Below are 24973 nucleotides of genomic sequence, written 5' to 3' on the forward strand. Positions count from 1 at the left end.
GGCTCTCAGCCCAGGATCACCGGCAGGGCGACGAGGCCGCGGGTGCGGTAGGACGGCCGCCAGCGGACCTCGTCGGCGGCGACGGCCAGCCGTAGCCCGGGGAAGCGGCGCCCCACCGTGCCGATGGCCACCTCCAGCTCGATGCGGGCCAGCGGGGCCGCCAGGCAGTAGTGCACGCCGTGGCCGAAGGTGAGGTGCGCGCCGGAGCGCCCCGGCCGCACCTCGCCGGGAGCGGGGAACGCGGCGGGGTCGCGGTTGGCCGCGCCGACGACCAGGAGCACGGTCTCGCCCCTGGGCACCACCGCGCCGGTGATCTCGATGTCCTCGGTCGCGAAGCGCCGCAGGATCACGGGAGCGGGCGGTTCGTACCGCAGCAGCTCCTCGATGGTGGATTCCAGCCCCGCCGGGTCGGCCGGGAACGCGGACGTGCGCAGCAGCGTGAACAGTGACGTGCCGATGGCGTGCACGGTGTTCTCGTAGCCGGCGAACAGCAGCAGGAACGCCAGGGAGGTCAGCTCGTCCTCGGTGAGGCGGTCACCGTCGTCCCGGGCGGCGATCAACGCGGAGAGCAGGTCGTCGGCCGGCTCGGCGCGCTTGGCCGCGAGCAGCTTCTCGAGGTACGCGTGGATGGCGCCGACGGCCCGCGCCGCCTCCCGGCGGTCCTGCCGCGGCGGGCTGACCATCGCGTCCGTCCAGGACCGGAAGTCCTCGCGGTCCGGCACCGGCACGCCCAGCAGGTCGGAGATGACCGCAACGGGCAGCGGGCCGGCGTAGTCGCGGACGAGGTCCGCCTCGCCCCGCCCCTCGACCGCGTCCAGCAGGGCGTCGGCGGTCTCCTGGACGCGCGGGCGCAGGTTCTCCACCCGGCGCGGGGTGAACGCCTGTGACACCAGCCTGCGGATTCGGGTGTGGTCGGGCGGATCCATGTTCAGCAGGTTCGCGTCCAGCGCCGGCGGCAGCGAGAAGCCCCGCCAGCTGCCGTCGCCGTTGCTCTTGTCCACCGACAGCCGAGGGTCGGCGAGCAGCGCGCGGACCTCCGCGTAGCGGGTCACCAGCCAGGCCGGTGCCCCGTCGGGCAGTTCCGCGCGGCAGACCGGTGCCGCGTCGCGGAGCCGGTCGTAGAACGGGAAGGGGTCGCTGAGGAACGCCTCGGAGATCGGCAGCGCAACCGTGGCCATCGCGGGACACCCTTCCGTCCGACTCTCCGATCACGACGAAGGTCGGGCATCCACGGGGGAAGATGCCCGACCTTCGATCAAGATGCAATCACACCCGGCGCCGGTTCGCCACCCGAGGGGTGCCCGGATCGGTGCTCAGGGCGCGATCGACCAGAGCTGGCAGGTGTTGTTGAACCACATCCAGAGGCGTGCCGTCGTGCCGTTGGCCGTGCCGCAGTTCGTGTTGTCCAGCACCATGCCGCTGTTCTCGACCACCAGTTCGTACCGGCCGTTGCCGGCCGGGATGACCGCCCACTGCTGGCACAGGTTGCCCAGCGACGACCACAGGTTGACCGCCGTGCCCAGGGCCTGCCCGCAGTTGACCGCGTCGAGCACCTTGCCGGCGTTGACGTTGGTGATCGTCCACTTGTTCGCGCCGACGTTGGTGAAGCGCCACTGCTGGCAGGTGTTGCCCAGCGACTGCCACTGGTCGATCGCCGTGCCGTTGGCCGTGCCGCAGTTGACCGCGTCGAGGACCTTGCCGCTGGTGAGGTTCGTGATCCGGTACGTCGCGCCGTTCACCGGGAACGTGACGCTCTTGGTGTAGCCGACCGAGACGATGTTCGCCTGCACCGCGTTCTCGGTGGCGTCGCTCGGATAGCCGCTGGTCATGACGCCCTCGAAGAACGAGCCGACCGAGCCGTTGCTGTTGTCGCCGCCGATGCCGAGGATGATCGCGCCCTGCTTGGTCATCGGGTTGTAGCCCGCCTGGGTCGGCAGCGCCCCGTTGTACCGGGTGGCCAGGCCGCCGGACTGCGCGTTGCCGTCCTTGATGGCGTACGTGGAGGTGCCGTTGTTCTTCAGCACCGCCGTCACGAATGCGCTGCTCCGCCCGGTGTTCGAGGTCCAGGAGCCGTTGCCGCCGGCGAACAGGCCGTTCTCGAGGTCCGCCGCGACGCGCGGCCCGCCCGCGCACGGCGAGAACCAGCACAGCGTGCCGAAGTAGATCGCGTCCATGTCGCCGTTGCCGGTGTCCATGTTGTTGGTCTCGGCGTTGCCGTAGTCGAAGCAGCACCGGTTGTTGGTGTGCGTCCCCTCGGTCACCATGTACATGCCCTCGGGCGCGCTGCCGGTGGCGACGCCGTTGGTCGCGTTGTTGCGGTAGCCGTTGCCGGCCGAGATGTAGACGCCGTACACCTTGTGGCCGCCCGCCGTCACGGGCAGGGCCGCCGCGTTCGAGCCCTGGTCTGCCGTGGGGTTGGCGCCGCCGCCGGGCGCGATCGTCAGGTCGTTGTGCCGCGACGTCTGGTCGTAGATGCGCACGATGGTGCAGTACGTGCCCGAGCAGAAGGAGTCCTGCGCCGCCGCGTTGGCGTAACCGCCGGCGCTGAGCACGCCGATGTTGGCCGTCGCGCCGTCGGACCAGCGGCGTACCTGGTAGAGGGATCCGCCGTAGGCGCCGAAGAGCGCGCGGGTGGTGCTGTGCGCCGCGACGCAGGGTGTGCCGCCGCTCGCGTAGATGTCGCAGGACAGGGTGCCGGCCGCCTGCGCGGCTCCCGGCAGGACGAACACCGACGTGACGAGCGTCGCCGAGGCGACGGCCGCGAGGGCCGTCCGCCACAGCCGGCGCGGATACCGAAAGTCCATGGTGTTCCTTTCGCGTGCATCCCGGACGGCGATGTTACCGTTAACATATATTGACGTCCATGTTTCGTGGGTGTCAACAGCGGCCGGATATTGCGTTGCCGTTCGCCATGGGTGTCCGGGCAGCATGGTGCCCGTGAATATTCGGGGACCCGCGCGATATCTCTGGTGGTTGGTCACAGTCCTGAAGGGACGGGTCCTGCTCGGTGCGACGTTCGGCACGCTCTGGTTCGCCAGCCTGTCCCTGATGCCCTACCTGCTGTCCCAGGCCATCGACCACGGCCTGCGCCCGGGGCGGCCGGCGGCGCTGATCGCCTGGACGGCCGCGGTGCTGCTGGTCGGCCTGACCAGCGCGGGGCTGGGCATCATGCGGCACCGCTCGATGACCCGGCTGCGGCTGGGCGCCGCGCTGCGCACCGCCGACCTGGTGATGACCCACGCCACCCGGCTCGGCGCCGCCCTGCCCCGCCGGGTCACCTCCGGCGAGGTGGTCACCATCGGCATCGCCGACGTGTGGACCATCGGGCGGGCGATGAACGTCGCCGGCGTCGGGGTGTCCAGCGTGCTCGCGTACGCGGTGGTCGCCGTCCTGTTGTTCCGCACCTCGCCGCTGCTGGCCGTCGTGGTGCTGGCCGGCGTCCCGGTCCTCGCGCTGGTGGTCGGCCCGCTGCTGGCCCGCGTGCAGGCGGTCGGCGTCAGGTACCGCAGGCGCCAGGGCATGCTGGCCGCCCAGCTCGTCGACGTGGTCTCCGGCCTGCGCATCCTCAACGGCCTGGGTGGCAAGGACGGCCACCTGGAGCGTTACCGGGGCAGCTCCGCCGAGCTGCGCGACCTCGGCTACCGGGTGGGCCGGGTGAGCAGCTGGGTCGGCGCGCTCGGCCGGGGCCTGCCCGGAGTCTTCCTCGCGGTGGTGATCTGGCTGGCCGCGCGGCAGGCGGCGGCGGGCGAACTCACGCCCGGCGAACTGGTCGCGGTGTACGGCTACACGGCCGTGCTGGTCATCCCGGTCGACGTCATGATCTTCTGTGGCTTCGACGTCACCCGCGGGCTGGTCGCCGCCCGGCACGTGGTCGCCTTCCTCGGCCTGCCGCTCGACGAGACCGCCGGCGGGCCGGCACCGGCCGGACCCGCCGTCCTGCACGATCCGGCGTCCGGGGTGTCGGCCGAGCCCGGCCTGCTGACCGCGCTCGCCGGAGCCCGGCCGGCCGACACGGCCGCGGTGCTCGAGCGGCTCGGCCGGTACGGCCCGACGGACGCGACCTGGGGCGGCATCCGGCTCGACGGCATCGCCCGCGACGAGGTGCGCGCGCGGATCCTGGTCGCCGAGCACGAGGCCGACCTGTTCGCCGATCCGCTGCGCGAGGTGGTCGCCGGCCGCGACACCCCGCGCGACGAACGGTACCGCGAGGCGATCGGGTCCGCGGTGGCGCACGACGTCGGCGAGCCGGACCACCCGGTCGAGTGGGGCGGGCGGAACCTGTCCGGCGGGCAGCGGCAGCGGGTCCGGCTGGCCCGGGCGCTCTACCAGCGCCCGGAGATGCTGCTCGCCGCCGAGCCGACCTCGGCGGTGGACGCGCACACCGAGGCGGCGATCGCCGGCCGGCTCAGGGCGGCACGAGGCGGCCGCGGCACGGTCGTGGCCACCACGTCACCGGCGCTGCTCGACCGCGCCGACGTCGTGCACTACCTGGTCGACGGGCGGGTCGCGGCCACCGGATCACACCGGGAGCTGCTCGGCACGGTACCGGGCTACGCGGGCCTGGTCGCCCGGGTGTTCGGCGAGGACGAGGACCGGTGAGCGCCGCGCTGCCGATCGCGGATCAACGGATGGTCGCGCGCGCCGCCCGGCGGCTGCTGGCCGCCGACCGCCGCACCGTCACGCTGATGCTGCTCCTCAATGCCCTCGCCGCGCTGGCCGCCCTCGGCGGCCCGTGGCTGCTCGGCCGGATCATCGACGCGGTCACCGCCGGACACGGCGCCGGCCGGGTGGACCGGCTGGCCCTGGCCGTGCTGGTCTGCGCCGTCGCGCAGACCCTTTTCTCCCGGTACGCGCTGCTGGTCGGCTTCCGCTTCGGCGAACGCACCGCCGCCCGGGTCCGCGAGGGCTTCCTGCGGGAGTCGCTCGCCCTGCCCGCCGCGGTGGTCGAACGGGTGCCGACCGGCGACCTGACCGCCCGCGGCACGACCGATGTGGACGCCGTCGCGACGACCCTGCGCGACGTGCTGCCGGACCTGCTCATCGCCGTCCTCCAGATGCTGCTGATCGTGTGCGCGGTGGTGGTGCTGAGCCCCCCGCTCGGCGCGGCCGGCCTGCTCGGGTTCACCGGCATCTGGTTCGTCACCCGGTGGTACCTGCGCCGGGCCCGGGACGCGTACCTGCGCGAGGGCGCGGCCAACTCGGTGATGGCCGACGAACTGGCGGCGACGACGGCGGGCGCCCGCACGATCGAGGCCTTCGACCTGCGTACGCGCCGGCTGGCGAAGGGGCACGCGGCGATCGCGGAGACCCGGCGCACCCGGCTGGCCACGCTGAGCCTGCGGACGGTCTTCTTCCCGCTGGTGGAGGCCTCGTACGTGCTGCCGGTCGTGCTGGTGCTCCTGATCGGCGGCCTGCTCCACTTCAACGGGTACGCCACGCTCGGCACGGTCGCCGCGGCCGTGCTGTACCTGCGGCAGCTGGTCGGGCCGCTCGACACCATCATGCTCTGGATCGAGCAGTTGCAGAGCAGCGGCGCCTCGTTCGCCCGCGTCGAGGGGCTGGCCGCGGTGCCCGCGGACCGGGCCGGCACCACCTCGGCGCCCGACGACGACCGGATCGAGGTGCGCGGCGTGCGTTACGCGTACGAGTCCGGGCAGGACGTGCTGCGCGACGTCGAGCTGACCGTGCGGCCCGGCGAGCGGCTCGCCATCGTCGGGCTCTCCGGCGCCGGCAAGTCGACGCTGGCCCGGCTGATCGCCGGGGTCGACCGGCCGGACCACGGATCGGTGACCGTCGGCGGCGTGCCCATCGCCGACCTGCCGCCGCACGAGCTACGCCGGCATGTCGTGCTGGTGACCCAGGAACACCACGTCTTCCGCGAGTCGCTGCGGGAGAACCTGATGGTGGCGGCGCCGGACGACGTGCTGCGGCGGGCACTGAAGACCGTCGGCGCCGACTGGGCCGACGACCTCGACGCCGACCTCGGCGAGAACCCGCTGGACGGCGGCCAGGCGCAGCAGCTCGCGCTGGCGCGGGTGATGCTCGCCGACCCGCACACCGTCATCCTGGACGAGGCCACCGCGCTCCTGGATCCCACGGCCGCCCGCAGCGCGGAACGCGCCCTTGCCGCGGTGCTGCACGACCGCACGGTCATCGCCATCGCGCACCGGTTGCAGACCTCGCACGACGCCGACCGGGTGGCGGTCATGGACGGCGGCCGGATCATCGAGCTGGGCAGCCACCACGAGCTGCTCCGGGCGGACGGCCCGTACGCGGCCCTGTGGCGCACCTGGCACGGCGCCCCATAACGTCGTACCCCGCCGATAGCGTGCCCCCGACGGCGTTTGCACACCTGGGAGGTCCGATGTATCGGCAGGGCGACGTGCTGTTCATCCCGGTGGAGCCGGCCGCGGTGCCCGACTGCGGCCCGGTTCCCCGCGACCGGCGCGGCCGGATGGTCGTCGCGCGCGGCGAGGCGACCGGCCACGCCCACGTGGTCGGCGGCCCCGGGCTGCGGCTGCTCGCCGACCTCGACGACCCCGAGCGGATGTTCGTCGAGGTGCCGGCGCACGGCCGGATCACCCACGAGGAGCACGGCCCGATCTCGCTGCCCGCCGGCCACTACCGCGTGGTCCGCCAACGGGAATACCTCCCCGGCACGTTCCGCCCGGTCGCGGACTGAGGGGGACGGCGATGAAGCTGACACACGCCGACGAGGCGATGGCGGCCGCCGTCGAGGAGCGGTGGCTGGCCGCCGCCGCGCAGACGGGCCCGGCGCAGCGCGCCGCGGCCGAGGCCGGGGTGCGCGAGGCCTACCGGCTGGCCGGCGCCCCCGAGCCCGGCCGGATCTACTGGTTCGGCTCGCCCCGCGCCGGCGCGGCGGCCGTGGCGCTGCTCTCCGGCGCGCCCGCACCCGGGCCGGCCTGGTTCGCCGCGGTCCACGCCGGACTGCTCGACCAGGGTTGGACACCGGGGGAGACCGCCGGGGCGTCACTGCGCCGCCGGGTGCGGACCGAGCCGTGGGCGGCCGCGCGCAAGGCGGCGGTCGAGGCGCTCGGCGCCGACGGCTGGGCGCAGCTCGGCGCCGCGGCCGGACGCCGCTCCTGGGGCCTGATGATGGACCTGGTGGCGGGCCGGCTGCGGCTCCGGCTGGGCGAGGACCTGGCCGCCGACTTCCCCGGCGACACCGGCCGGCCGGTGCGGACGCCGGTGCTCGACGCGATCTACGGCCAGCACGACGGCGCCTGGCTGAGCACCTTCGAGGCGGCCGACCGGCTCTGCCCCGACGCCGGGCTGATGACGGGCCTGACCGGCCTCGCCCAGGTGGCCCGGCACTGCGGCTGGTGGTGGGCCAACGAGCGGGCCGCGGTGCTGACCGAGCGCCCGGAAACGCTGGCCCGCGACAACGTCGGCCGGCTGCACCGCGGCGAGGGAGCCGCCATGGAGTTCCCCGACGGCTACGGGCTGTGGGCCTGGCGCGGCATGCCGATCCCGGCGGACCTGGCGGCCGAGCTGCCGACATTGGACGTCGACCGCATCCGGCGCGAGGAGAACGCGGAGATCCGCCGGGTGATGCTCGAACACTTCGGCTACGAGCGCTACCTGCGCGAGTCCGGCGCCCGCAGATCCGGCTCCGACGAGACAGGCACCCTGTGGCACCTCGACCTACCCGGCGACGAGCCCCTGGTCATGGTCGAGGTGGTCAACTCAACCCCGGAGCCGGACGGCACCAGCCGGGTCTACTGGCTACGGGTCCCGCCGCGCACCCGCTCCGCGCGCGAGGGCGTTGCCTGGACGTTCGGTCTGACCGCCGAGGAGTACCACCCACTGATCCAAACCTGACCGCGCCGTCCCCGCCCCGCGAACGGCCCCGCCCGCTCCTACCCGCCAGCCCAGCCTGGCCGCGCCGTCCCCGCCCCGCGAACGGCCCCGCCCGCTCCCACCCGCCAGCCCAGCCCGGACGCGCCGTCCCCGTCCCGTGAGGGGCCCCGCCCGCTCCCGCCCGCCAGCCCAGCCCGGACGCGTGGTGCGGGCGGGGAGCGGGCCGCGTTGCGGCTGGTCGTGGTCGGCGGGTCGGACGTGTCGTGGGGCCTGTGGATGGGGGAGCGGGTCAGGTCGCGGCCGGCGTGGACGTTCTTCTGTGGCCCTCTTTCTTGTGGTCGGCGCAGGTAGCCGAGGCGGGCACACGAGGAAGGCCGCGTCGACCAGGCGATCGACGACATGCGCCGGATGCTCGCGGTGTGCCGGCGCATCCACCACGGCAGCGGGGTCGGCAGCGCGACGAGGCGATCGGGGCGATCGCCGCCTCGGGCCGGCCGCCATGACGAGGCGATCGGGGCGATCGCCGCCTCGGCCGGCCGCCATGACGAGGCCATTGCGGCCTTCGACGAGGCCATCGCGCAGTTCGGCCGCCTCCACGATCGCGTGCGGGCGAGTCAGAGCCGCCTGCACCGGGCCGACGCGCTCGCCGAGACCGGCCGCGTCGACGAGGCGCGCGCGGAGTGGGCGACGGCCGAGGAACTCATCGGCACCCTCAACCTGCCCGGCGCGCCACGCCTGCGTGAGCGGCTCCGCGAACGACTCGGCGAGCAACCACGGCGACAACCTTCGGCGGAGTGCTGAGGTCGCGTTCGGACTTCGGGTTCGTCAGTGCCGCCACTGTCCGCGGCGGCCGGGTGCATGGCGTTGGGATGATCACTTGATGGAGCGGGTGAGTAGTCGCGTGGTGTACCGCAATCCGTGGATGACCGTCAGGGAGGACGAGATCAGGCGGGCGGACGGTAGTCCCGGCGTGTTCGGGGTGGTGGAGAAGCCGGACTTCGCCCTGGTCCTGCCGCGCCATCGGGAAGGGTTCTGGATGGTGGAGCAGTTCCGGTATCCCGTGGGGCGGCGGGCGTGGGAGTTCCCGCAGGGCAGTTGGGGCCGGAATGCCGTCGGCGACCAGACGGCCCTCGCGCGCCGGGAACTGGCCGAGGAGACCGGCCTGCGCGCCGGGTCGATGACGCACCTGGGGCATCTGTTCGAGGCGTACGGCTTCTCGACGCAGGGGTTCGACGTCTACCTGGCGACGGATCTTGAGGAGGGCGTGCCTGAGCGGGAGGAGAGCGAGCAGGACATGATTCATCGCGCGTTCGGCGACACGGAGATCTCCGAGATGATCCGGACCGGGCAGATCGTGGACGCGCCGTCCCTGGCCGCGCTGACTCTCCATCGTCTGCGGTCCGCTTAGCTTGTGCTCCAACCCGTGCGGCGGGGTTTGGTGCCCTTCTTGTGGTGGGCCGGTCGTTGATGCGCTTGGCCGGGCGCCCCTGTCTACCGGATCGACCCGTTCGACGATCTTGTCGGGGTTTCTCGCAGAGAGCGCGGTTTCCGCGATGTCCGATGCTCTTGATCCGGGACGGCGTGAGCCCGCTCGGGGCCGGGACGGTGAGCCCGGCCCGGTTTGTGATCGACCTCTAGGCTGGCCCGCAGTTGTCGGCTGTTTTGGGAGGTCAAGTGCGGCGGATGGTAGCGGCGACGACCGCGGGACTGGTGATGCTGGCCGTCGGCGGATGCACCGACGACCCGGCCACGCCGGAGAAAACCGGCGGGCGACCCGCGGCGAGCGGCGGTCCGTCGGCGGTCGGCCCTTCGGACGGCGGTCCCGTGCAGACGCGGTCCGTCGACGCTGCCGGGGACCGGCTCCGGATGAGCGTCGGACCGCTGATCCGGTCCGGGGACGCGGTCGTCCTGACGATCCAGACGACGCTCGACAGGTCCGCGAGCGGTGGCGGCGGCGCCGCCGTGGTCACCAGGCATTTCTCGACGATTCTCTCCACGTCGTTCGACGCGCCGAGGCTCGTGGACGAGGCCGGGCGCCGGGTCTACCTGGTCTCAAAGAAGCCCGCCGGCAGCGGTTGTGTCTGCACCGGCCTGACGCTGTTCAAGCCGGGCGAGACCCGCCCGCTCCAGGCCGCGTTCCGCGGGGTGCCGGCCGACGTGGATCGGCTCTCCGTGATGCTGCCCTACGCCGGCGTGTTCACCGACGTGCCCGTCGTCGCCGGAGCCGTGCCGGCGCCACCCGCCGGCCGCGACGCCTCCAACCGGGTGCAGAATCCCCTCGACCTTGCCGACGCCGCCCCGGCGGAAGCGGCGGCGCTCGACGCGTACACGCAGCGGCTCGATGTCGGGCTTCGTACCCGCCGCACGCCCGAGCAGGTCGACATCAACCTGGACACCGACGTGCTGTTCCGCCTCGACAGCGCCGAGCTCACCCCCGGCGCCACGAAGACCATCGACGCGGCGGCCGGCGACCTGACGGCCGCCGGGCCCGGGCCGCTGACGGTCACCGGGCACACCGACGGCAGCGGCTCCACCGCACACAACCAGACTCTCTCGCGGCAGCGGGCACAGGCCGTCACGGATGCTCTTCGCGGCCGGCTGCCCGACGCCGACTGGCCCAAGACCGTCGCGGCCAAGGGCGAGACCGAGCCGGCCGTGCCCAACAACTCGGCGGCGAACCGCGCGCTGAACCGCCGGGTCACCATCACGTTCCGCGAGAAGCGCACGGTGCCGGTGACGCCGACGACGCCGGCGGCCCCGGTCGCGCCGGTCGCCCTTCCCAAGACCAAGGGCGAGCAGGGTAAGGCGCCGGACGGCGTCGAGGTCGCGCTGCCCCTGAACCGCGGCACGATCCGCTTCGTGCCGGGCTCGGCGACGGTCCGGGGGCCGTTCCTGCTGGTGAATCTCACGGCCCGCAACACCGGCGACCGCAAGGCGACGATCCTCGACTTCCTCGGCCAAGGCGTCTTCACGGTCCGCGACGAGTTCGACCCGTTCGCCCCCTACGGCGCCGCCGGGGTCCGGCTGCTGCAGGGCGACACCGCGTCCTACGGGCTCGACTACGAGATCAAGGCGGGCAGCCATCGCTGCCTCTGCGACCGCCTGCTCAACCAGGCGATCCCGCCGCAGGGCGAACAGGTCCTGTCCCTGTGGTTCCCGGCCCCGCCCGCCGGCACCCGGACTGTCACCATCGACGTCCCCGACCGCCTCCGCATCACCGACGTCCCGATCACCTGACCACCGGCAACGCACCCCCGCGCGCAGGACGCAACTCGGGGGTCGCCGGGACCGCAGCTGGGTGCGACCGGAGCCGCAGCCGACACGGGCACCCGGCGTCCCGGGACCGGGACGCCGGGAGCTGACGCAGCGCGGCCGGGAGTATGCGCGTGCCGGCGGTGTCGAGTCGTACGGGTCGAATGGTGTCCACAGCGCCGGCCGTGAAGCGGTGTGGCTGGTTTTGTCAGACGGCAAGCTTGGTACCGCACCGGCGGTCGGGCGCCCGTCGGCGGCGGCTGTGGTAGAACCGCTGCAATGCGTTCGCGGAAGTACCGGATCGTCACGGCGGCCGAGCGGATCAACAACCGCTTGACCCGGTTCGCGCTGCGTAAGGGGATTGCTCCGCGTGCGTTCGCCCTGCTTGAGACGACCGGCCGGCGGACCGGGCTGCCGCGGCACACACCGATCGGCAACGGCTGTGTCGGCGACACGTTCTGGCTGGTCGCCGCGCACGGCACCCAGTCGGACTACGTTCGCAACCTCCAGGTCCGGCCGGCGGTGCGGGTGAAGATCGGGAACAGGTGGCGTGCCGGTACCGCCGTGGTGCTCCCCGACGACGACGCGCACGCCCGTTCGCGGACCCTGCCGTACCAGTGGGACGCCGCGCTGGGCAGGCTGATGGGGTCGAGCCCGTTGACCATCCGGATCGACCTCGAACGGAACGGTTGAGCCGACGCCGCGGCCGTGGCACCCGACTGCCGAGAGCCGGATGTCGCTGAGAGAGTCTCGAGGCCGCGCTCACGCGAACCCGGTGCGAGGCGATCCGGTGAAGGCCGTCGGCCACGCGGATGGTGCTGCCCGGGACCGGTGCGGCGGTTCATGGCGGGTCCTCGGTGAGTGGCCAGGCCGCGGGGATGCGTTCGAGGAGGCCGTCGGCGTACACGTCGCGTAGGCGCAGTGGTTTGAGGTGCACGTAGCCGATGTGGCAGTCGCAGAACGAGTTGGTGCAGGGGCGCGGCCGCAGGCCCGCGCGCCACGTCCCGTCGTAGAGGTTGCCGAGCGGCGCCGGGATGAAATGGCAGCGGCGGACCGTACCGTCGCCCAGCACCGAGATGGCCGTCTCGCCGGCGTGGCACGGGCGGCCGAGGGACTCGTGCGGGCGGACGCTGTCGCCGAACCGTGGATCGAGGGCGGTCCACCGGCGTTCCTCCTCGCCGGTGTACGTGTGGCCCTCGGCGGCGTTGACCCACAGGTAGACGGTGGGCGGCAGCGCGGCCCGCAGGGCAACGGCCTCCTCGTGGTGCTCGGGCAGGCCGACGACGCCGACGGAATAGCGGACCCCGAGGGCGTCGAGGTCGCGGCAGCGGCTCAGGAAGCGTTCCCGGGTCACCTGGCCGGGATGGTAGGTGGCCCACAGCGCCGCGACCCGCGGGTTCGCCGCGGCGAGCCAGCCGGTGCGGGCGGCCAGGTTGGTCTGGATCGCGACCCGGGCCACGTGCGGCAGGTGGGAGAGGCGCACGATGGCGTCCCGGTACCAGGAGCGGGTCAGGCCCTCGCCCCACGGGGTGAACAGCACCGACAGCCGCCGGTCGGTGGTCGCCTCCACCCAGCCGGTGAAGCGCCGCAGGTCGGCCCGGTCGGCGCGCAGCAGGTCCGGCGGGTCGACCCGCTTGGCGAACGGGCAGTACGGGCAGTCGTAGTTGCAGCTCGCCAGGGGGCCGCGGTAGAGGACGTACAGGTCGTTCATCGCGGGACGTAGGCCTTCATCGCCTCGCGGACCGGGCCGGAGACCAGCCACGGGCCGACGGCGTCGGAGTGTGCCAGCCCGTCCGGGGTCAGGGTGGTCCGGGTCGCGTCCAGCCAGCCGCGGTCGACCAGCTCGCCGAGCTGCGGGAAGTCCGCGTCGTGGGCGGTGCCGAACCGCGCCCGGTATGCGCTCGCGTCCACGCCCTCGGCGCGCAGCAGCGACTTGAGCAGCCAGCGACGCCGCTGCTCCACCGCGTCGAGGCGGAAGCCGATCTCCGCGTAGCGGAAGTCGTCGGCGGGGCGGCGCAGGTAGTCGTCGAGCACCGCGCGGACCTCGGAGACGGCGACCGCGTAGTCGAACGAGTAGTGCAGGTCCGTGGTGTACGAGCGGGCGCCGCAGCCGAGGCCGACCATGCCGTCGTCCTGGCAGCAGTAGTCCGGCCCGGCCGGCGTGGGCGCGTCGGCGCGGCGGAACTGGCGCATCGAGTGCCGCACGTAGCCGGCGGCGGTGAGCACGTCGACCGCCTGGCGGTACAGCTCCAGGCGCTGGCGGTCCCAGTCGGCGCGGGCGTGTGCGCGCCGGCCGAGGCCGGTCAGCGGCCGCACGTAGAGCGGGTAGAGGTACAGCTCCTCGGGCCGCCAGCGCAGCGCCTCGTCGAGGGAGTGCTGCCATGTCCGCGCGGTCTGCCCGTCGATGCCGTAGATGAGGTCGACGTTGAGCACCGGGATCCGGGCGTCGCGGATCGACCCGAGCGCGGCGTGCACCTCGGCGAGGCGCTGCGGCCGGCCGGCGGCCCGCGCCTCGGCGTCCAGGAAGCTCTGCACGCCGATGCTGACCCGGGTGGTGCCGTGCGCGGCGAGCACGGCGAGACGGTCCGGGGTGGCGGTCGCCGGCGAGGTCTCCACCGACAGCGGGACCGCGGCGGTGCCGAACGCGTCGCCGACGATCCCGAACAGCTCCTCCAGCTCGGGCGCGGTCAGGTAGGTCGGGGTGCCGCCGCCGATCGCCAGCAGGGCGAACGAGGCGTCGGGCGAGAGGCTGTCGCGGACCACGGTGGCCTGCCGGCGCAGCTGGGCCAGGTACGCGGTGACCTGCTCGGCCGGCGGGTTGGCCCGGGTGAACAGGTTGCAGAAGCCGCACCGCATCTCGCAGAACGGCAGATGCACGTACCCGAAGAGTGCGTCCTGCCGCTCGCCGGCCCACACCTCGCGCAGCGGCGGCCGGGGCTCCAGCCTGGAGTACGCGGTCTTGTGCGGGTACGCGTAGAGGTAGCCCTGGTAGGGGGAGTCGTCGAGGCTCACGACGGTTCCAGGATGAAGTCGGCGTAGGGCACGGTCCAGACGGCCTCGTGCGCGAGCCGGTGGCCGACGTGACCGTCCTCGCCGTACAGCGTGCCGTGATCCGAGCAGATGATCACCTGGCAGGGCCGTCCCCGGCCGGAGGCGAGGGCGAAGAGGCGCCCGAGCATGCCGTCCACGTATTCCAGGGCGGCGGCGTGGGTGTCGAGGCCGTCCTCGGCGGCGCCCGGGACGTAGTGCCGGTTCGGCTGGTGCAGGGCCGCCACGTTGATGAACGTGAACAGCGGCCGCGCGGCCGGCAGCGTGCCGATGACCGCCTCGAGCCGGTCGAGCTGGGCGCCGAGGCAGTCCGGTGCGGTCACCCCGAAGGCCCGCTCCCAGTGCGCCTCGGCGAACAGGCCGGGCAGCACCCGGCCCAGGGGAGCGCCCGGGTTGAAGAAGCCGACGCCGCCGAGGCAGAGCGTGTGATAGCCGGCGGCGGCCAGCCCGGCCGGCAGGTCCGCGGCGTCGAAGACGTACGTGCCCGCGCCGCTGGTCTCGCTGCCGTCGAAGCGGGCGGCGAACATCCGCTCGTGCGGTCCGGGCGTCACGGGCGTCGGCAGGAACCCGGCGAAGAACGCGTGATGCGCCGCGTAGGTGAAGCTGGCCGGGGTGTGCCGGCGTTCCCAGGCGCCGCCGGGCAGCACCTTGGCCAGCCGCGGGGTGCGCCCGCTCGCCAGGCACTCGACGGCCACGTCGTAGCGCAGCGTGTCGAGGGTGACCATGAGCAGGTCGTGGCTGCCGATCAGGTCGCGCACGGCGCACCCGCCCAGCCGTCCAGGACGGCGGCCACCTGCGCGCCGTAGGTGTCGAGCCGGTCCGCGAGCACGCCCGGCAGCAGGTCGCCGAACGCGTTCACCTCCGCCACCGCGTGGTCGCCCCACCGCGCCCGGAACATCAGGTCCACGCCGGCGTGCAGGGTGCCGGGGAAGCACGCGGCCGCGCGCGCGCACGTCCGCATCGCGGCCTGCCAGGCCTGCTCGCCGGCCGCGGCCCGCACGGCCGCCACGTCGCCGCGGGCGTTGCCGAGGTGCAGGTTGGTCATCGGCGACCGGCCGGTCCGCACCACCACGTGCCGCGGCCGCCCGGCGATCACGACCACCCGCAGGTCGAGCACCCGGCCGCCGAGGGCGGCCTTCGGGTACCACCGCTCGACGTGCAGCCCGTCCGGTGCCAGCCGGTCCACGATCTCCGCGATCGAGGCCTCGTCGTCGTAGCGGCGCACCCGGAGGTTGTTGAAGATCCGTCCCGCGCTCAGCTCGACCGAGGTGACCGCCGTGACGCGGCGGCGCCCGCCGGCGGCCAGCGCCAGCACGCCCGACGCCGACGAACCGTATGCGGGCTTCACGAAGACCCGGCTCCAGCCGGCCGCCGCCATCGCCGCGCGCAGCGATTCGTAGCCGTGCACCGGCGGCAGGGCCGGCGGCACCGCGACGCCGGCCGCGGCCAGCAGGGCGTGGCAGCGTGGCTTCGCCGTCATGGCCAGGATGTCCGCGGGCCGGCTCAGCAGCCGCCCGCCGCCGGCCGCGACCCGGCCGAGCGCCTCCCGCAGCCCCGCGAACGCCGCCGCGGTGCCGAGGATCTCCCCGTGCCCGGCCGGCACGGCGGGCCGGCCGCTGCCCAGCTCGCGGAGCAGCCGGTCCACCTCGGCGTCCTCGCCGGGCGAATCGACGCGCACCAGCTCGTCCGGCCCCGGAACCCGCCCGGAGAGCAGCACGTCGCGCCACGGATAGACCCGGGGCGCGGGCAGCCCGGCCCGCTCCGCGGCCGCGGCGAACAGGGCGACCCGGCGGTTGCCCGGGTTGCCGACGACGGCGAGGCGCACTACTCGGCTACCGCCGTGAACCGTCCCCACCGCTCCTCCGACTGCTTGTCCGAGACGTCGACCGCGACGCCCGGCAGCTCGTCGACCAGCCGCTGGGCGATCTCCGGCGACATGAAGTGGTGGCTCAGGTCGAGCGTCTTGAGGTGGGTGAGCGGCTGGCCGGTCAGCAGGGACTCGGCGCCCGCGTCGCCGAGCACGCCCAGCGACAGGTCCAGCCCGGTGAGCCGGGCGACCACCGGCGCGGCGGCGACGGCCGCGGCGACCTCGTCGGCGATCTCCGCGTTGCGCAGGCCGAGATGGGTGAGCGCGGGCAGCGACCGTCCGGCCAGGATCGGGGCGAGGTCGTCGCCGCGCGCGTCGCCGCCGTATTGATCGACGCCGAGCCACAGCTCCAGGTGCGTCAGGTTCGGCAGGTCGCAGGCGCCGACGGCCCGGACCACCGTGGCCGGCAGCCCGCCGGACTGGAGCACCAGCTCGCGCAGGCCCGTGTGCCGCATCGGGGTCAGCGCGAGCTCCTCCGCGCCGCGCACCCAGAGGTGCTCCAGCGCCGGGAACGCCTCCAGCAGCGGGGTGATGTCGCCCTGCTGGATCCACGAGATCTCGCACTGTTCGGAGCTCATCTCGCCGATGAACAGCGCCCGCAGCCCGCCGAGCCGCGCGGCGTTGCCGACCAGCAGGTCGACCGGGAAGGCCCGCTCGTAGGCCGAACCCCACTCACCGATGATCAGCGCGGTGGGTCCGGCCGGCCCGGTGCGCTCCAGCAACCGCTCGAACTCCGCGACGAACTCCTCCGGGTCGGCCTCGAAGTCCTCCATCTCCAGCCGCCAGGTCACGGCGGCCGGGTCGGCCGGGCTCTGCTCCTGCGCTCCGAGGACCGGCAGGCCCGCGAACGTCGTCAGGTAGTGGTTGATGGTCACGGGACTCCCTCGGCCGTTGGCACACCTTCCGGAACAGTGCCGAGACGGTAGCAAGCCGCACCGACACTTCCACGGTCCACGTAGCCCGGTCACCCCCACCGACAAGCTCGCCCGCGATCGCGTCATTCACTCGATAGGGTTCGGCCGATTTGCGGTGACCTGTCACGATTGTTCTGCCTATCGGGTCGCGAGAAAGTGGCAATGAATGAGAGTCATGTTTCCGGTGGTCGGCGTCCTGGTGCTCGCCCTGGCAGGAGGCTGTGCGAGCGGGACCTGGCCGTCCTCGGGAGACGCCGGCTCCGGCGGGTCCGACGCCGGCCGCGGTGGGGAGCTGGTACTGCCCGACGACGCGCCCCCGCGCCTGCGAAGGGCGTTCGAGAAGGCGACGTCCGCGGAGGAGAAGCGTGACGAGGTGCAGCAGCAGACCTTGGACATCGTGGACGCCTACTCGCCACCCCCGGCCGCACCGGTCGACTTCGGACAGACGGCCGACGCCGGCGAGCCGCCGGCCGACGCGGAGGTGGTGCGGCCGGAGCCCGGCGAGCCGACGACGACACCCGGCGTGGTCGTTGTCGAACCGCCGGCTCCGGGTGACACCTACCGGCCGGCACCGGGCGGCCCGCAGCGCGCCGTGCCCGCCGCGACGGTTCCGCCGGAGGTCCGCGAGGCCATCGCCAACTGGGTCGAGGCGCAGCGGCGGCGCCAGCGGGCCTGCGCGCAGATCGGCAAGGAACTCGACGAGGCCCAGCGAAGGTCGGGCACCGGCCGGTCCGTGAGTGCGGTCTGCTCCGTGGACGACATCCCCGCGGAGTTCCTGCCGTGGCTACGAAGGCTGGGTTACGACGAGGGGGAACTCTCCGGCCGGGGGCAGTAGGTGCCGCAGGACCAGAGCACCACGCTGCGCGACGTCGCCGAGGTCGCCGGACTGATCACCGCGTCGGCGACCGGCCTCACCACGCTCGCCTTCTACTTCGGCTGGCGGCGCACGGAGACCTACGCGGAGTACTTCGGGGTCGAGAACAGCGTCCTGGGGTTCAGCGTCCAGGATTACGTCCTGCGCAGTTCGGCGCCGGTGTACCACATGATCCAGCTCATCGTCGCGCTGTGCCTGGGCCTGATCGTGCTGCACCGGTTCGCGTGGCGACGCCGGCGGCTGCCGGCCGGCAGGTACATCGGCGGCGGCGTCGCCGTGCTGGGCGCGTTCCTGTGCCTGGTCTGGTGGGGCGCCCCGGTCAACGAGCTCCTGGGCGGGGTGTCGCCTGCGGCGCAGGCGGCGTGGGCGGCGGCCGTCGGCGCGGTCCTGGCCGGCCTCGCGTTCCGCCCCGGCGGGCCGCGCGGCGGCGGCCGGTCGGCCGCACCGCTGCTGGCGTGCGCGCTGGTGCTGGCGGACGCGGCGGCGGCGCCCACCGCGGCATACGTCCTGCGCGCGCCGTTCGTCGCGCGCGACACCGCGCTCGCGTTCGGCCTGGCGTTCCTCCTCTACGCGGTCTCCTACCTGCGTCCGGCGCGGCGGAGTACGGCCGAACCGGCGTGGCTGCGCAGCCTCCTGGTCGTGTTCGTCGGTCTGTTCGGCGCTGCCGGGCTCTTCGCGGCGACCGACGAGTACGCGCGTGCCGTGGGAGTCGACGAGGCGGAGCTGACGGCCGCCCGGCTCGACGAGCGCCGCGGTGTCGTGGTCTTCTCCGAGCACGATCTCGGTCTTGCTCCGGTCGGCCGCTGCAAGCCGGTACGCGGGAGGAACCAGGCGTTCCGGCTCCGCTGCGACGGCCTGCGCCTGTTCGTACAGACCCCACGTGGCCTGCTCGTCATCTCCAGCACCTGGTCCCGGGCGGACGGCATCGGCCGCAATGACCGCATGATCGTCATTCCCGTCGACGACTCCGTGCGGGTGGAGTTCACCCCCGGCGAGAGCGAGCTGCCCTACCCGGAGCAGTGACCCGGGTAGGGCCGGCCGGCCTACTTGGCGATGAGCAGGAGCAGGCCGCGTGCGCGCAGCGCGTACGCGGTGGAGGCACCGCCGATGAGCGTCTCGCCGCCCGGCGCGGCGACCTGGTCGGGTCCCTCCGCCCAGGTGGACGTGTCGGTCACCCTGTACCACTGCTTCCCGGACGGCGGTGCGGGCAGGGTGAAGGTGACGTCTCCGGACCAGCCGTTGTACGCGACGTAGATGCCCGGCGCGGAGTCACCGAACTCGCTGCCGTCGATGCGCCAGGCCAGTGCGTGGTTGTTCGCGTCCGCCCAGTACGCGGCGTCCGGCGTCGTGCCCGCCGGGGTGAACCAGACGAGCTGGCCGAGGCCGTTTCCGTTGGTGTCCGAGGCGGTGTAGAAGTTCGCCGGTCGCAGGGCCGGGTGCGCCTTGCGGAACGCGAGCAGCCGGCCGGTGAAGGTCGCGAAGTTCGCCTGGTTGGCGTCGGGCGCCCAGCCGAGCCAGTTGGCGCTGGAGTCGACGTTGTACGGGTTGTTGTTGCAGTTGATCCCGCGCAGGTGCTCGTCGCCGCCGGTCATCATCGGCGTGCCGGCCGACAGCGTGAGCAGCGCCTGGCCGTTGCGGGCCGCCTTGCGCTGGTCGCCGGCGACCCCGCCCTGGTTCCAGGAGATGTTGTCGTCCGAGCCGCCGTCGGACGGCCCGTACGGCCAGGCCTGGTCGTTGTTCTTGGCCGAGCAGGAGTAGAGGTCCTTGAGGGTGAAGCCGTCGTGGGCGACCACGAAGTTGATCGAGTTCCACGGGCGGCGGCCGTCGTCTCCGTACAGGTCGGACGAGCCGGCGAAGCGGTTGGCGAGGTCGCCCGGGGTGACCGCGTCGACGCCCAGCTTGTTCTGGTCGCGGCGCACGGTGTCGCGGTAGATGCCGTTCCACTCCGACCAGCCGGCCGGGAAGTTGCCGACCTGGTAGCTGTTGCCGCCGATGGCCCACGGCTCGGCGATCCAGTCGACGCCGGAGCCGCCGGCGGCCGGCCGGGCCGGCATCTCGGCGACGAGGCGGTTGAGTGCGGTGCCGGTGGCCGTGCGGTTGTAGTTGAAGCAGCCGTGCTGGCAGGTGTTGCCGAGCACGGACGCCAGGTCGAACCGGAACCCGTCGACGCCGAGCGTGTTCTTCCAGTAGGCGACGGAGTCGACGATGAGGTTCTGCGCGACCGGGTTGGCGGTGTTGTAGTTGCCGCCGACGCCGGTGTTGTCCCACGGGCCCTGCCGGTCGCCGGTCAGCGAGTAGTAGGTGGGGTTGTCCAGGCCGCGCCACGAGAACAGGTTGTAGGTGTTCTTGTCGCCCTGCGGACCCTCCTCGCCGGTGTGGTTGTAGACGACGTCGATGAGGACCTTGATGCCCGCGTCGTGGTATGCCTTCACCATGGCCTGGAACTCCGCGGTCGGCCCGCCGGGCGACTTGTCGGAGGAGTAGCGGCGGTCGGGCGCGAAGTAGTTGAGGGTCATGTAACCCCAGTAGTTGTCCCCGGCGGTGCTTGTCGGCTCGACGTCGTGGGTGTCGTTCTGGGTCTCCTGTACCGGCAGGAACTCGACCGCGGTCACGCCGAGCGACGCGAGGTAGGCGGCCTTGAGCCCGGCGCCCCGGTAGGTGCCCCGGTACGCCGCCGCGATCGAGGTGTCGTTCCTGGTGAGGCCACGCAGGTGCACCTCGTACACGATGTCGTCCTTGAAGGCCCGGGTGGGTTTCGTGCCGGATCCGCCGGTGGCCGGGGTCAGGACGATGCCCTTGGGCGCGAACGTGCCGGTGTCGGCCGCGCGGTTGGCGCCGGAGCGGTACCCGCTCGCATCGGTGTGGCCCGGCGTGCGCGGATCGTGGCTGATCTCCCTCGCGTACGGGTCGATCAGGAGCTTGTTGGGGTTGAAGCGGTTGCCGGCGGAGTCGACGTCGGAGATGAACCCGGCGGTCGAGCCCTTGGTCCAGGCGCTGTTGTACGGCCAGTTCGGTCCCCAGGCGCGGTATCCGTAGTAGACGGTGCCGGTGACGCCGTGCGCGGCGAGGTCGGCGACGGTGACCGTCGCGGAGAAGGTGTCGCTGTTCTCGGTCAGGACGTAGCTGACGTTCTCCTGCGCGCCGGTGGCGGCGCTGTACACGTAGGCGGCGATCCGGGTGGCGGTCGCCGAGTAGACCCGGAACGTGATGGTGCCGGCGGCGGCGTTCCGGCGCGCGCCGAGGCTCTGTGCGTCGATGGCGGCGCGGGCGGACGGTGCGGAGATGACGCCGGCCGCCAGGACCGCGACGACGGTGACCAGCAACAGGCGCAAGCGGGGATGCATTGCGAAGACCTCCTCGCGGGACGGGGGTGATACGAGGAAAAGCCGGGGATGATCTGTGCAAGACCTTGCAATGTTTCCAAGAAGCTACCATCCGAAGTCATCGATGTTAACGATCGATTCGTCGAATGGCCGCTGACCAGCGCTGATGAGTTGCAACCTCTTGCAGATGTTGTGAAGGCCGTCTATCTGGCCGGATGTGGGGCCGCGCTGTACGGTTCCTGCCCATGGCGAGGATCTGGCTCCGGCCGCAGCTGTGGCTGCGCGTGCTCATCGTCGGCTCGGGGCTGGTCGGGCTCCTCGCCGATCAGTACCGCATCGCGTACTACACCACGCAGAGCAACCTGATCACGCTGGGCTACTTCAGCGGGGTCCTGTACTGGATGGTCCGGCGGAACGCCGTCGAGCCGGCGGCGCCCCGGCTGCGCGGCGCGGTCACCCTCTGGATCCTCATCACCGGACTGATCTCGCACTTCATGCTGGAGGGCGGCGCCAACCCGCTGCCCGGGCTGGTGGCCGGCGACCCGGCGGAGCAGGTGACCAACTGGTCGCGGTTCCTGGTGCACTACGCCGTGCCGGCGCTGGTGCTCATCGACTGGATCGCGTTCGGCCCGCGCCGCGTGTCGCCGTGGCGCGATCTGTGGCTGTGGATCCTGTTCCCGCTCGGCTACGGCGTCGCGTCGGTGCTGCGCGCGGTCGCGATCCCGACGGTCTCCGACCGATACCCCTACTTCTTCCTGAACCCCACTTCACACGGGTACGGGTGGGTGGCGGGCCAGTTCGTGCGGCTCGCCGTGATCTTCGCGGGCCTCGGCGCGATCCTGTTGCTGATCGATCGGCTGCGGGGGCGCCGCCCGGCGCCCGCCGCGCCGCCGGTCGCCGAGGAGGCCGCGGAGCTGCCGGTGCCTTCCCCCTAGCATCCGTTGCCCGGCCCTAATACCTTCCAGTACTATGCATTCCAGTACTAGGGTATGGGCGGGGTGAATCGATGAAGGTCGCGAAGGATCTGGTGGCAGCCTCGGCGGTGCCGATGGTGCTGGGCATCTTGGCGGAGGAGGCGAGCTACGGCTACGCCATCCTCAAACGGATCAACGAGCTGTCCGGCGGTGAGCTGGACTGGACCGAGGGCCTGCTCTACCCGCTGCTGCACCGGCTGGAGCGGCTCGGGCACGTGGAGTCGAGCTGGCAGACGGTCACCGGCGAGCGGCGCCGCAAGTACTACCGCATCACCGGAACGGGCCTTGCCGAGCTCGCGGAGCAGCGCCGCCAGTGGGACACGGTCGTCGACACGCTCAAGGGCGTCTGGCACGGCATGGGCGAGCTCGGCCCGCTGCCGGGGCTCACGTGTGAGGCCGGGGCATGACGGCGCAGCACGGTCAGGACGAGCTCGAGGCGCAGTTCGCGCAGTGGCGCCAGTACGTGGAGCGTCGCCGGGAGTTGCAGGCGTCCGACGCCGACGAGCTCGAGGACCACCTCCGCGGTTCCGTCGACGCTCTGGTCGCCGCCGGCCTGAGCGCGGACGAGGCGTTCCTGGTCGCGGTCAAGCGGATGGGCAGCCTCGACGAGCTGTCCCGCGAGTTCGCCCGGGAGCACTCCGAGCGGCTGTGGAAGCAACTGGTGCTGACCGGCGCGGACCAGGACCCGGCCGGCGGTGGGTCGCGCCGCGACCTGTGGGCCCTGGTCGCCTGCGCGGCCGGCGCCGCGGTCTCCGTCAAGCTGCCGGCGCTGTTCGGGCTGGACTTCGACCAGGACGGCTCGTTCTACGCGCGCAACTTCAGCCTGTTCGCGCTGACCTGGCTGGCGGGCTTCCTCGCCTGGCGCCGGCAGGCCGGGCGCACGATGATCGCCGCGCTGGCCGCCCTGTTCGTGCTCGGCGCCGTCGCGGCCAACGTCTACCCGCTCGGCGAGGAGTCGCAGTCGCTGGTGATCACCAGCATCCACCTGCCGATCGCCCTCTGGCTGGTGGTGGGGCTCGCCTACGTCTCCGAGGAGTGGCGCTCGTCGCGAAGACGGATGGACTTCATCCGCTTCACCGGCGAATGGTTCGTCTACTTCGTCCTCATCGCCCTCGGCGGCGGCGTCCTGACCGCCTTCACGGCTGGCACGTTCAACGCGATCGGGATGGACCCCGAGGTGTTCATCTCGCAGTGGCTGCTGCCCTGCGGCGCGGTCGCCGCGGTCGTGGTGGCCGGCTGGCTCGTCGAGGCCAAGCAGAGCGTTGTCGAGAACATCGCCCCGGTGCTCACGCGGCTGTTCACCCCGCTGTTCACCGCCGTCCTGCTCGCCTTCCTCGCCGCGGTCCTGGTGACCAGCACCGGCATCGACGTCGAGCGCGAGGCGCTGATCCTGTTCAACCTGCTGCTTGTCGTCGTGCTGGGGCTGATGCTCTACACGATGTCGGCCCGCGATCCGCTGGCCCCGCCCGGCGTGTTCGACCGGCTCCAGCTCGCGCTCGTGGCGAGCGCGCTCGCCGTCGACGTGCTGGTGCTGCTGGAGATCATCGGGCGCATCTCCGAGTACGGCACCACGCCGAACAAGACGGCGGCGCTCGGCGAGAACATCATCCTGCTGGTCAACCTCGCCGGCTCGGCGTGGCTGCTGCTGAAGCTCGTTCGCCGGCGTACGCCGTTCGAGGCGCTCGAGCGCTGGCAGACCGGCTACCTCCCGGTGTTCGCCGCCTGGGCCTGGGCCGTGGTCCTGGTCTTCCCGCCGCTGTTCGACTACGCCTGATCCGCCGGGTAGGGCGCCGATCGTGGCGCCCTACCCGAGAGCGGAAGCCGGCTGGGCGCGTCGCTCCCGGCGGTCGGCGGCGAGGCTGGTGACCGTCACCGCCGCCAGGGTCGCGAGGATGACGCCCAGCGAGAGCACGGTCGGCACGTCGGGCACCTGAGGCCAGACGCCGTGTGCCCAGTGCAGGACCAGCTTGGCGCCGATGAAGCCCAGGATGACGGCGAGGCCGTAGTTGAGGTGGCGCAGCCGGCCGAGGACGTCGCGCAGCACGAAATACAGCGCCCGGAGGCCGAGCAGGGCGAAGGCGTTGGTGGCGAAGACCAGGTACGGGTCGTCGGTCACGCCGTACACGGCGGGCACCGAGTCGACCGCGAACACGATGTCGGTCATGAACACCGCGACGACCACCAGGGCCATCGGTGTCAGCGCCCGGCGGCCGTTCCCCCGCACGGTCAGGCGGGTGCCGTGGTACCGGCCGTCGACCGGCATGACCCGGCGCAGCATGCGTACGCCGAGCATCCGGTCGATGTCGACCCGGGGCTGCTCGCCGCGCCGGGCGTCGCGCAGCACCTTGACCGCCGTGGCGAACAGCACCGCGCCGAACAGCAGGAACGCCCAGGTGCCGGTCTGCAGCACGGCCGCGCCGGCCGCGATGAACACCGCGCGCAGCACCAGGGCGCCGACGATGCCGTACAGCAGGACCCGCTGCGACAGCGCCGACGGCACCGCGAAGGCGGCGAGCAGCAGCATGAACACGAACAGGTTGTCCACCGACAGCGACTTCTCCACGACGTAGCCGGTGTAGAACGAGACCGCCGGGGCGTCGCCGTACACCTGCCAGAGGATCAGGCCGAACAGGGCCGGCAGCGCCAGATAGAACACGGACCAGGCGACCGCCTCGCGGATCAGCACGTCGTGCGGTCGCCGGGTGATGACGAAGTCGACGCAGAGCAGGATCAGCAGGGCCGCGATCGTGATGGCCCAGAGCCGGGGCGACGCCACCGACGGCAGCGGGTTGGCGACGAACAATCCGGAGTGCACGGGCGCTCCTCGGGCCGATGGAATCGTCCGAGGTCTCCCTCACCCGCCGTGGATCGGCGGGCGAGCGCACGAAGGCAACTAGGGG

General features: G+C 72.7%; 22 protein-coding genes. 13 read left to right on the forward strand and 9 right to left on the reverse strand.

Features of this window, described 5'->3' with window-relative positions:
• Window positions 1–5 precede the first annotated feature (5 nt).
• Both BJ971_RS12335 and BJ971_RS12340 read right to left on the reverse strand, forming a co-directional pair.
• Window positions 6–1178 (reverse strand): cytochrome P450 family protein, encoded by a 1173-nt coding sequence (locus tag BJ971_RS12335; RefSeq protein ID WP_184992646.1) that lies wholly within the window; start codon window positions 1176–1178, stop codon window positions 6–8.
• Between the two features lie 135 nt (window positions 1179–1313).
• On the reverse strand, window positions 1314–2804 hold the full coding sequence (locus tag BJ971_RS12340) for an arabinofuranosidase catalytic domain-containing protein (protein WP_184992648.1): 1491 nt from the start codon (window positions 2802–2804) through the stop codon (window positions 1314–1316).
• 244 nt (window positions 2805–3048) lie between these two features.
• Between BJ971_RS12340 and BJ971_RS12345 the strand changes: the two genes are divergently transcribed.
• The 8 genes from BJ971_RS12345 (at window position 3049) to BJ971_RS12380 (ending at window position 11766) form a co-directional block, all read left to right on the forward strand.
• Complete coding sequence (locus BJ971_RS12345; RefSeq protein ID WP_239087133.1) at window positions 3049–4599, forward strand: ABC transporter transmembrane domain-containing protein; 1551 nt, start codon at window positions 3049–3051, stop codon at window positions 4597–4599.
• 29 nt (window positions 4600–4628) lie between these two features.
• Window positions 4629–6308, forward strand: coding sequence for an ABC transporter ATP-binding protein (locus tag BJ971_RS12350; RefSeq protein ID WP_184998806.1), 1680 nt, complete (start codon window positions 4629–4631; stop codon window positions 6306–6308).
• 56 nt (window positions 6309–6364) lie between these two features.
• Window positions 6365–6682 (forward strand): DUF8820 family protein, encoded by a 318-nt coding sequence (locus tag BJ971_RS12355; RefSeq protein WP_184992652.1) that lies wholly within the window; start codon window positions 6365–6367, stop codon window positions 6680–6682.
• Window positions 6683–6693: 11 nt separating this feature from the next.
• Window positions 6694–7842 carry a DUF6745 domain-containing protein gene (locus BJ971_RS12360; protein WP_203709069.1) on the forward strand — a complete coding sequence of 383 codons (1149 nt, stop codon included), beginning with the start codon at window positions 6694–6696 and terminating at the stop codon, window positions 7840–7842.
• Between the two features lie 378 nt (window positions 7843–8220).
• The gene (locus BJ971_RS12365) at window positions 8221–8622 is read left to right on the forward strand and encodes a tetratricopeptide repeat protein (protein ID WP_184992654.1); all 402 of its coding nucleotides are present in this window, start codon (window positions 8221–8223) and stop codon (window positions 8620–8622) included.
• A 79-nt stretch (window positions 8623–8701) separates the two neighbouring features.
• The gene (locus tag BJ971_RS12370) at window positions 8702–9229 is read left to right on the forward strand and encodes an NUDIX domain-containing protein (protein ID WP_184998808.1); all 528 of its coding nucleotides are present in this window, start codon (window positions 8702–8704) and stop codon (window positions 9227–9229) included.
• A gap of 275 nt (window positions 9230–9504) precedes the next feature.
• Window positions 9505–11058 carry an OmpA family protein gene (locus tag BJ971_RS12375; RefSeq protein ID WP_239087134.1) on the forward strand — a complete coding sequence of 518 codons (1554 nt, stop codon included), beginning with the start codon at window positions 9505–9507 and terminating at the stop codon, window positions 11056–11058.
• A gap of 294 nt (window positions 11059–11352) precedes the next feature.
• Window positions 11353–11766 (forward strand): nitroreductase/quinone reductase family protein, encoded by a 414-nt coding sequence (locus BJ971_RS12380; RefSeq protein ID WP_184992658.1) that lies wholly within the window; start codon window positions 11353–11355, stop codon window positions 11764–11766.
• A 148-nt stretch (window positions 11767–11914) separates the two neighbouring features.
• Here BJ971_RS12380 and BJ971_RS12385 read toward each other — a convergent pair whose 3' ends face one another.
• The 5 genes from BJ971_RS12385 to BJ971_RS12405 are packed head-to-tail and all read right to left on the reverse strand — an operon-like array spanning window position 11915 to window position 16863.
• Window positions 11915–12784, reverse strand: coding sequence for an STM4011 family radical SAM protein (locus BJ971_RS12385; RefSeq protein ID WP_184992660.1), 870 nt, complete (start codon window positions 12782–12784; stop codon window positions 11915–11917).
• On the reverse strand, window positions 12781–14085 hold the full coding sequence (locus BJ971_RS12390) for an STM4012 family radical SAM protein (protein ID WP_184992662.1): 1305 nt from the start codon (window positions 14083–14085) through the stop codon (window positions 12781–12783). Before BJ971_RS12390 ends, BJ971_RS12385 begins: the two co-directional genes overlap by 4 nt.
• Window positions 14082–14879: an STM4013/SEN3800 family hydrolase gene (locus BJ971_RS12395; RefSeq protein WP_184992664.1), complete on the reverse strand. Its 798-nt coding sequence runs from the start codon at window positions 14877–14879 to the stop codon at window positions 14082–14084. The genes BJ971_RS12390 and BJ971_RS12395 overlap by 4 nt, the downstream gene beginning before the upstream one ends.
• Window positions 14867–15946: an STM4014 family protein gene (locus tag BJ971_RS12400; RefSeq protein WP_184992666.1), complete on the reverse strand. Its 1080-nt coding sequence runs from the start codon at window positions 15944–15946 to the stop codon at window positions 14867–14869. Before BJ971_RS12400 ends, BJ971_RS12395 begins: the two co-directional genes overlap by 13 nt.
• The gene (locus tag BJ971_RS12405; protein ID WP_184992667.1) at window positions 15946–16863 is read right to left on the reverse strand and encodes an STM4015 family protein; all 918 of its coding nucleotides are present in this window, start codon (window positions 16861–16863) and stop codon (window positions 15946–15948) included. The genes BJ971_RS12400 and BJ971_RS12405 overlap by 1 nt, the downstream gene beginning before the upstream one ends.
• Window positions 16864–17068: 205 nt before the next feature.
• Here BJ971_RS12405 and BJ971_RS12410 point away from each other — a divergent pair, with 205 nt between their 5' ends.
• Together BJ971_RS12410 and BJ971_RS12415 are read left to right on the forward strand one after the other, a co-directional pair.
• Window positions 17069–17737, forward strand: a complete 669-nt coding sequence (locus BJ971_RS12410; protein WP_184992668.1) for a hypothetical protein — start codon at window positions 17069–17071, stop codon at window positions 17735–17737.
• Window positions 17738–18799 (forward strand): hypothetical protein, encoded by a 1062-nt coding sequence (locus BJ971_RS12415; RefSeq protein ID WP_184992669.1) that lies wholly within the window; start codon window positions 17738–17740, stop codon window positions 18797–18799.
• Window positions 18800–18819: 20 nt separating this feature from the next.
• On the opposite strand, the gene BJ971_RS12420 is transcribed toward BJ971_RS12415, so the two are convergent.
• A complete protein-coding gene (locus BJ971_RS12420; protein ID WP_184992670.1) occupies window positions 18820–21120 on the reverse strand; it encodes an isoamylase in 2301 nt (766 codons plus the stop codon).
• Between the two features lie 224 nt (window positions 21121–21344).
• Here BJ971_RS12420 and BJ971_RS12425 point away from each other — a divergent pair, with 224 nt between their 5' ends.
• The 3 genes from BJ971_RS12425 to BJ971_RS12435 all read left to right on the forward strand — a co-directional run bounded on the left by BJ971_RS12425 (window position 21345) and on the right by BJ971_RS12435 (window position 23847).
• Entirely contained in the window at window positions 21345–22034 is a 690-nt protein-coding gene (locus tag BJ971_RS12425; protein WP_184992671.1) for a Pr6Pr family membrane protein, read from the forward strand.
• Window positions 22035–22105: 71 nt separating this feature from the next.
• The gene (locus BJ971_RS12430; protein ID WP_184992672.1) at window positions 22106–22480 is read left to right on the forward strand and encodes a PadR family transcriptional regulator; all 375 of its coding nucleotides are present in this window, start codon (window positions 22106–22108) and stop codon (window positions 22478–22480) included.
• A complete protein-coding gene (locus tag BJ971_RS12435) occupies window positions 22477–23847 on the forward strand; it encodes a permease prefix domain 1-containing protein (protein ID WP_184992674.1) in 1371 nt (456 codons plus the stop codon). Before BJ971_RS12430 ends, BJ971_RS12435 begins: the two co-directional genes overlap by 4 nt.
• Before the next feature lie 30 nt (window positions 23848–23877).
• Here the strand turns inward: BJ971_RS12435 and BJ971_RS12440 are convergent, their stop codons facing one another.
• Window positions 23878–24888, reverse strand: a complete 1011-nt coding sequence (locus BJ971_RS12440) for a TerC/Alx family metal homeostasis membrane protein (protein WP_184992676.1) — start codon at window positions 24886–24888, stop codon at window positions 23878–23880.
• Between the last annotated feature and the right edge of the window lie 85 nt (window positions 24889–24973).

The organism is Amorphoplanes digitatis (assembly GCF_014205335.1).
Taxonomy (GTDB): domain Bacteria; phylum Actinomycetota; class Actinomycetes; order Mycobacteriales; family Micromonosporaceae; genus Actinoplanes; species Actinoplanes digitatus.

Bases quoted from the DNA above. Each gene is read 5' to 3' on its own strand.
- BJ971_RS12335 (WP_184992646.1), bottom strand. From the start codon at position 1,178: ATGGCCACGGTTGCGCTGCCGATCTCCGAGGCGTTCCTCAGCGACCCC.
- BJ971_RS12340 (WP_184992648.1), bottom strand. From the start codon at position 2,804: ATGGACTTTCGGTATCCGCGCCGGCTGTGGCGGACGGCCCTCGCGGCC.
- BJ971_RS12345 (WP_239087133.1), top strand. From the start codon at position 3,049: ATGCCCTACCTGCTGTCCCAGGCCATCGACCACGGCCTGCGCCCGGGG.
- BJ971_RS12350 (WP_184998806.1), top strand. From the start codon at position 4,629: ATGGTCGCGCGCGCCGCCCGGCGGCTGCTGGCCGCCGACCGCCGCACC.
- BJ971_RS12355 (WP_184992652.1), top strand. From the start codon at position 6,365: ATGTATCGGCAGGGCGACGTGCTGTTCATCCCGGTGGAGCCGGCCGCG.
- BJ971_RS12360 (WP_203709069.1), top strand. From the start codon at position 6,694: ATGAAGCTGACACACGCCGACGAGGCGATGGCGGCCGCCGTCGAGGAG.
- BJ971_RS12365 (WP_184992654.1), top strand. From the start codon at position 8,221: ATGCGCCGGATGCTCGCGGTGTGCCGGCGCATCCACCACGGCAGCGGG.
- BJ971_RS12370 (WP_184998808.1), top strand. From the start codon at position 8,702: ATGGAGCGGGTGAGTAGTCGCGTGGTGTACCGCAATCCGTGGATGACC.
- BJ971_RS12375 (WP_239087134.1), top strand. From the start codon at position 9,505: ATGGTAGCGGCGACGACCGCGGGACTGGTGATGCTGGCCGTCGGCGGA.
- BJ971_RS12380 (WP_184992658.1), top strand. From the start codon at position 11,353: ATGCGTTCGCGGAAGTACCGGATCGTCACGGCGGCCGAGCGGATCAAC.
- BJ971_RS12385 (WP_184992660.1), bottom strand. From the start codon at position 12,784: ATGAACGACCTGTACGTCCTCTACCGCGGCCCCCTGGCGAGCTGCAAC.
- BJ971_RS12410 (WP_184992668.1), top strand. From the start codon at position 17,069: ATGAGAGTCATGTTTCCGGTGGTCGGCGTCCTGGTGCTCGCCCTGGCA.
- BJ971_RS12420 (WP_184992670.1), bottom strand. From the start codon at position 21,120: ATGCATCCCCGCTTGCGCCTGTTGCTGGTCACCGTCGTCGCGGTCCTG.
- BJ971_RS12425 (WP_184992671.1), top strand. From the start codon at position 21,345: ATGGCGAGGATCTGGCTCCGGCCGCAGCTGTGGCTGCGCGTGCTCATC.
- BJ971_RS12430 (WP_184992672.1), top strand. From the start codon at position 22,106: ATGAAGGTCGCGAAGGATCTGGTGGCAGCCTCGGCGGTGCCGATGGTG.
- BJ971_RS12435 (WP_184992674.1), top strand. From the start codon at position 22,477: ATGACGGCGCAGCACGGTCAGGACGAGCTCGAGGCGCAGTTCGCGCAG.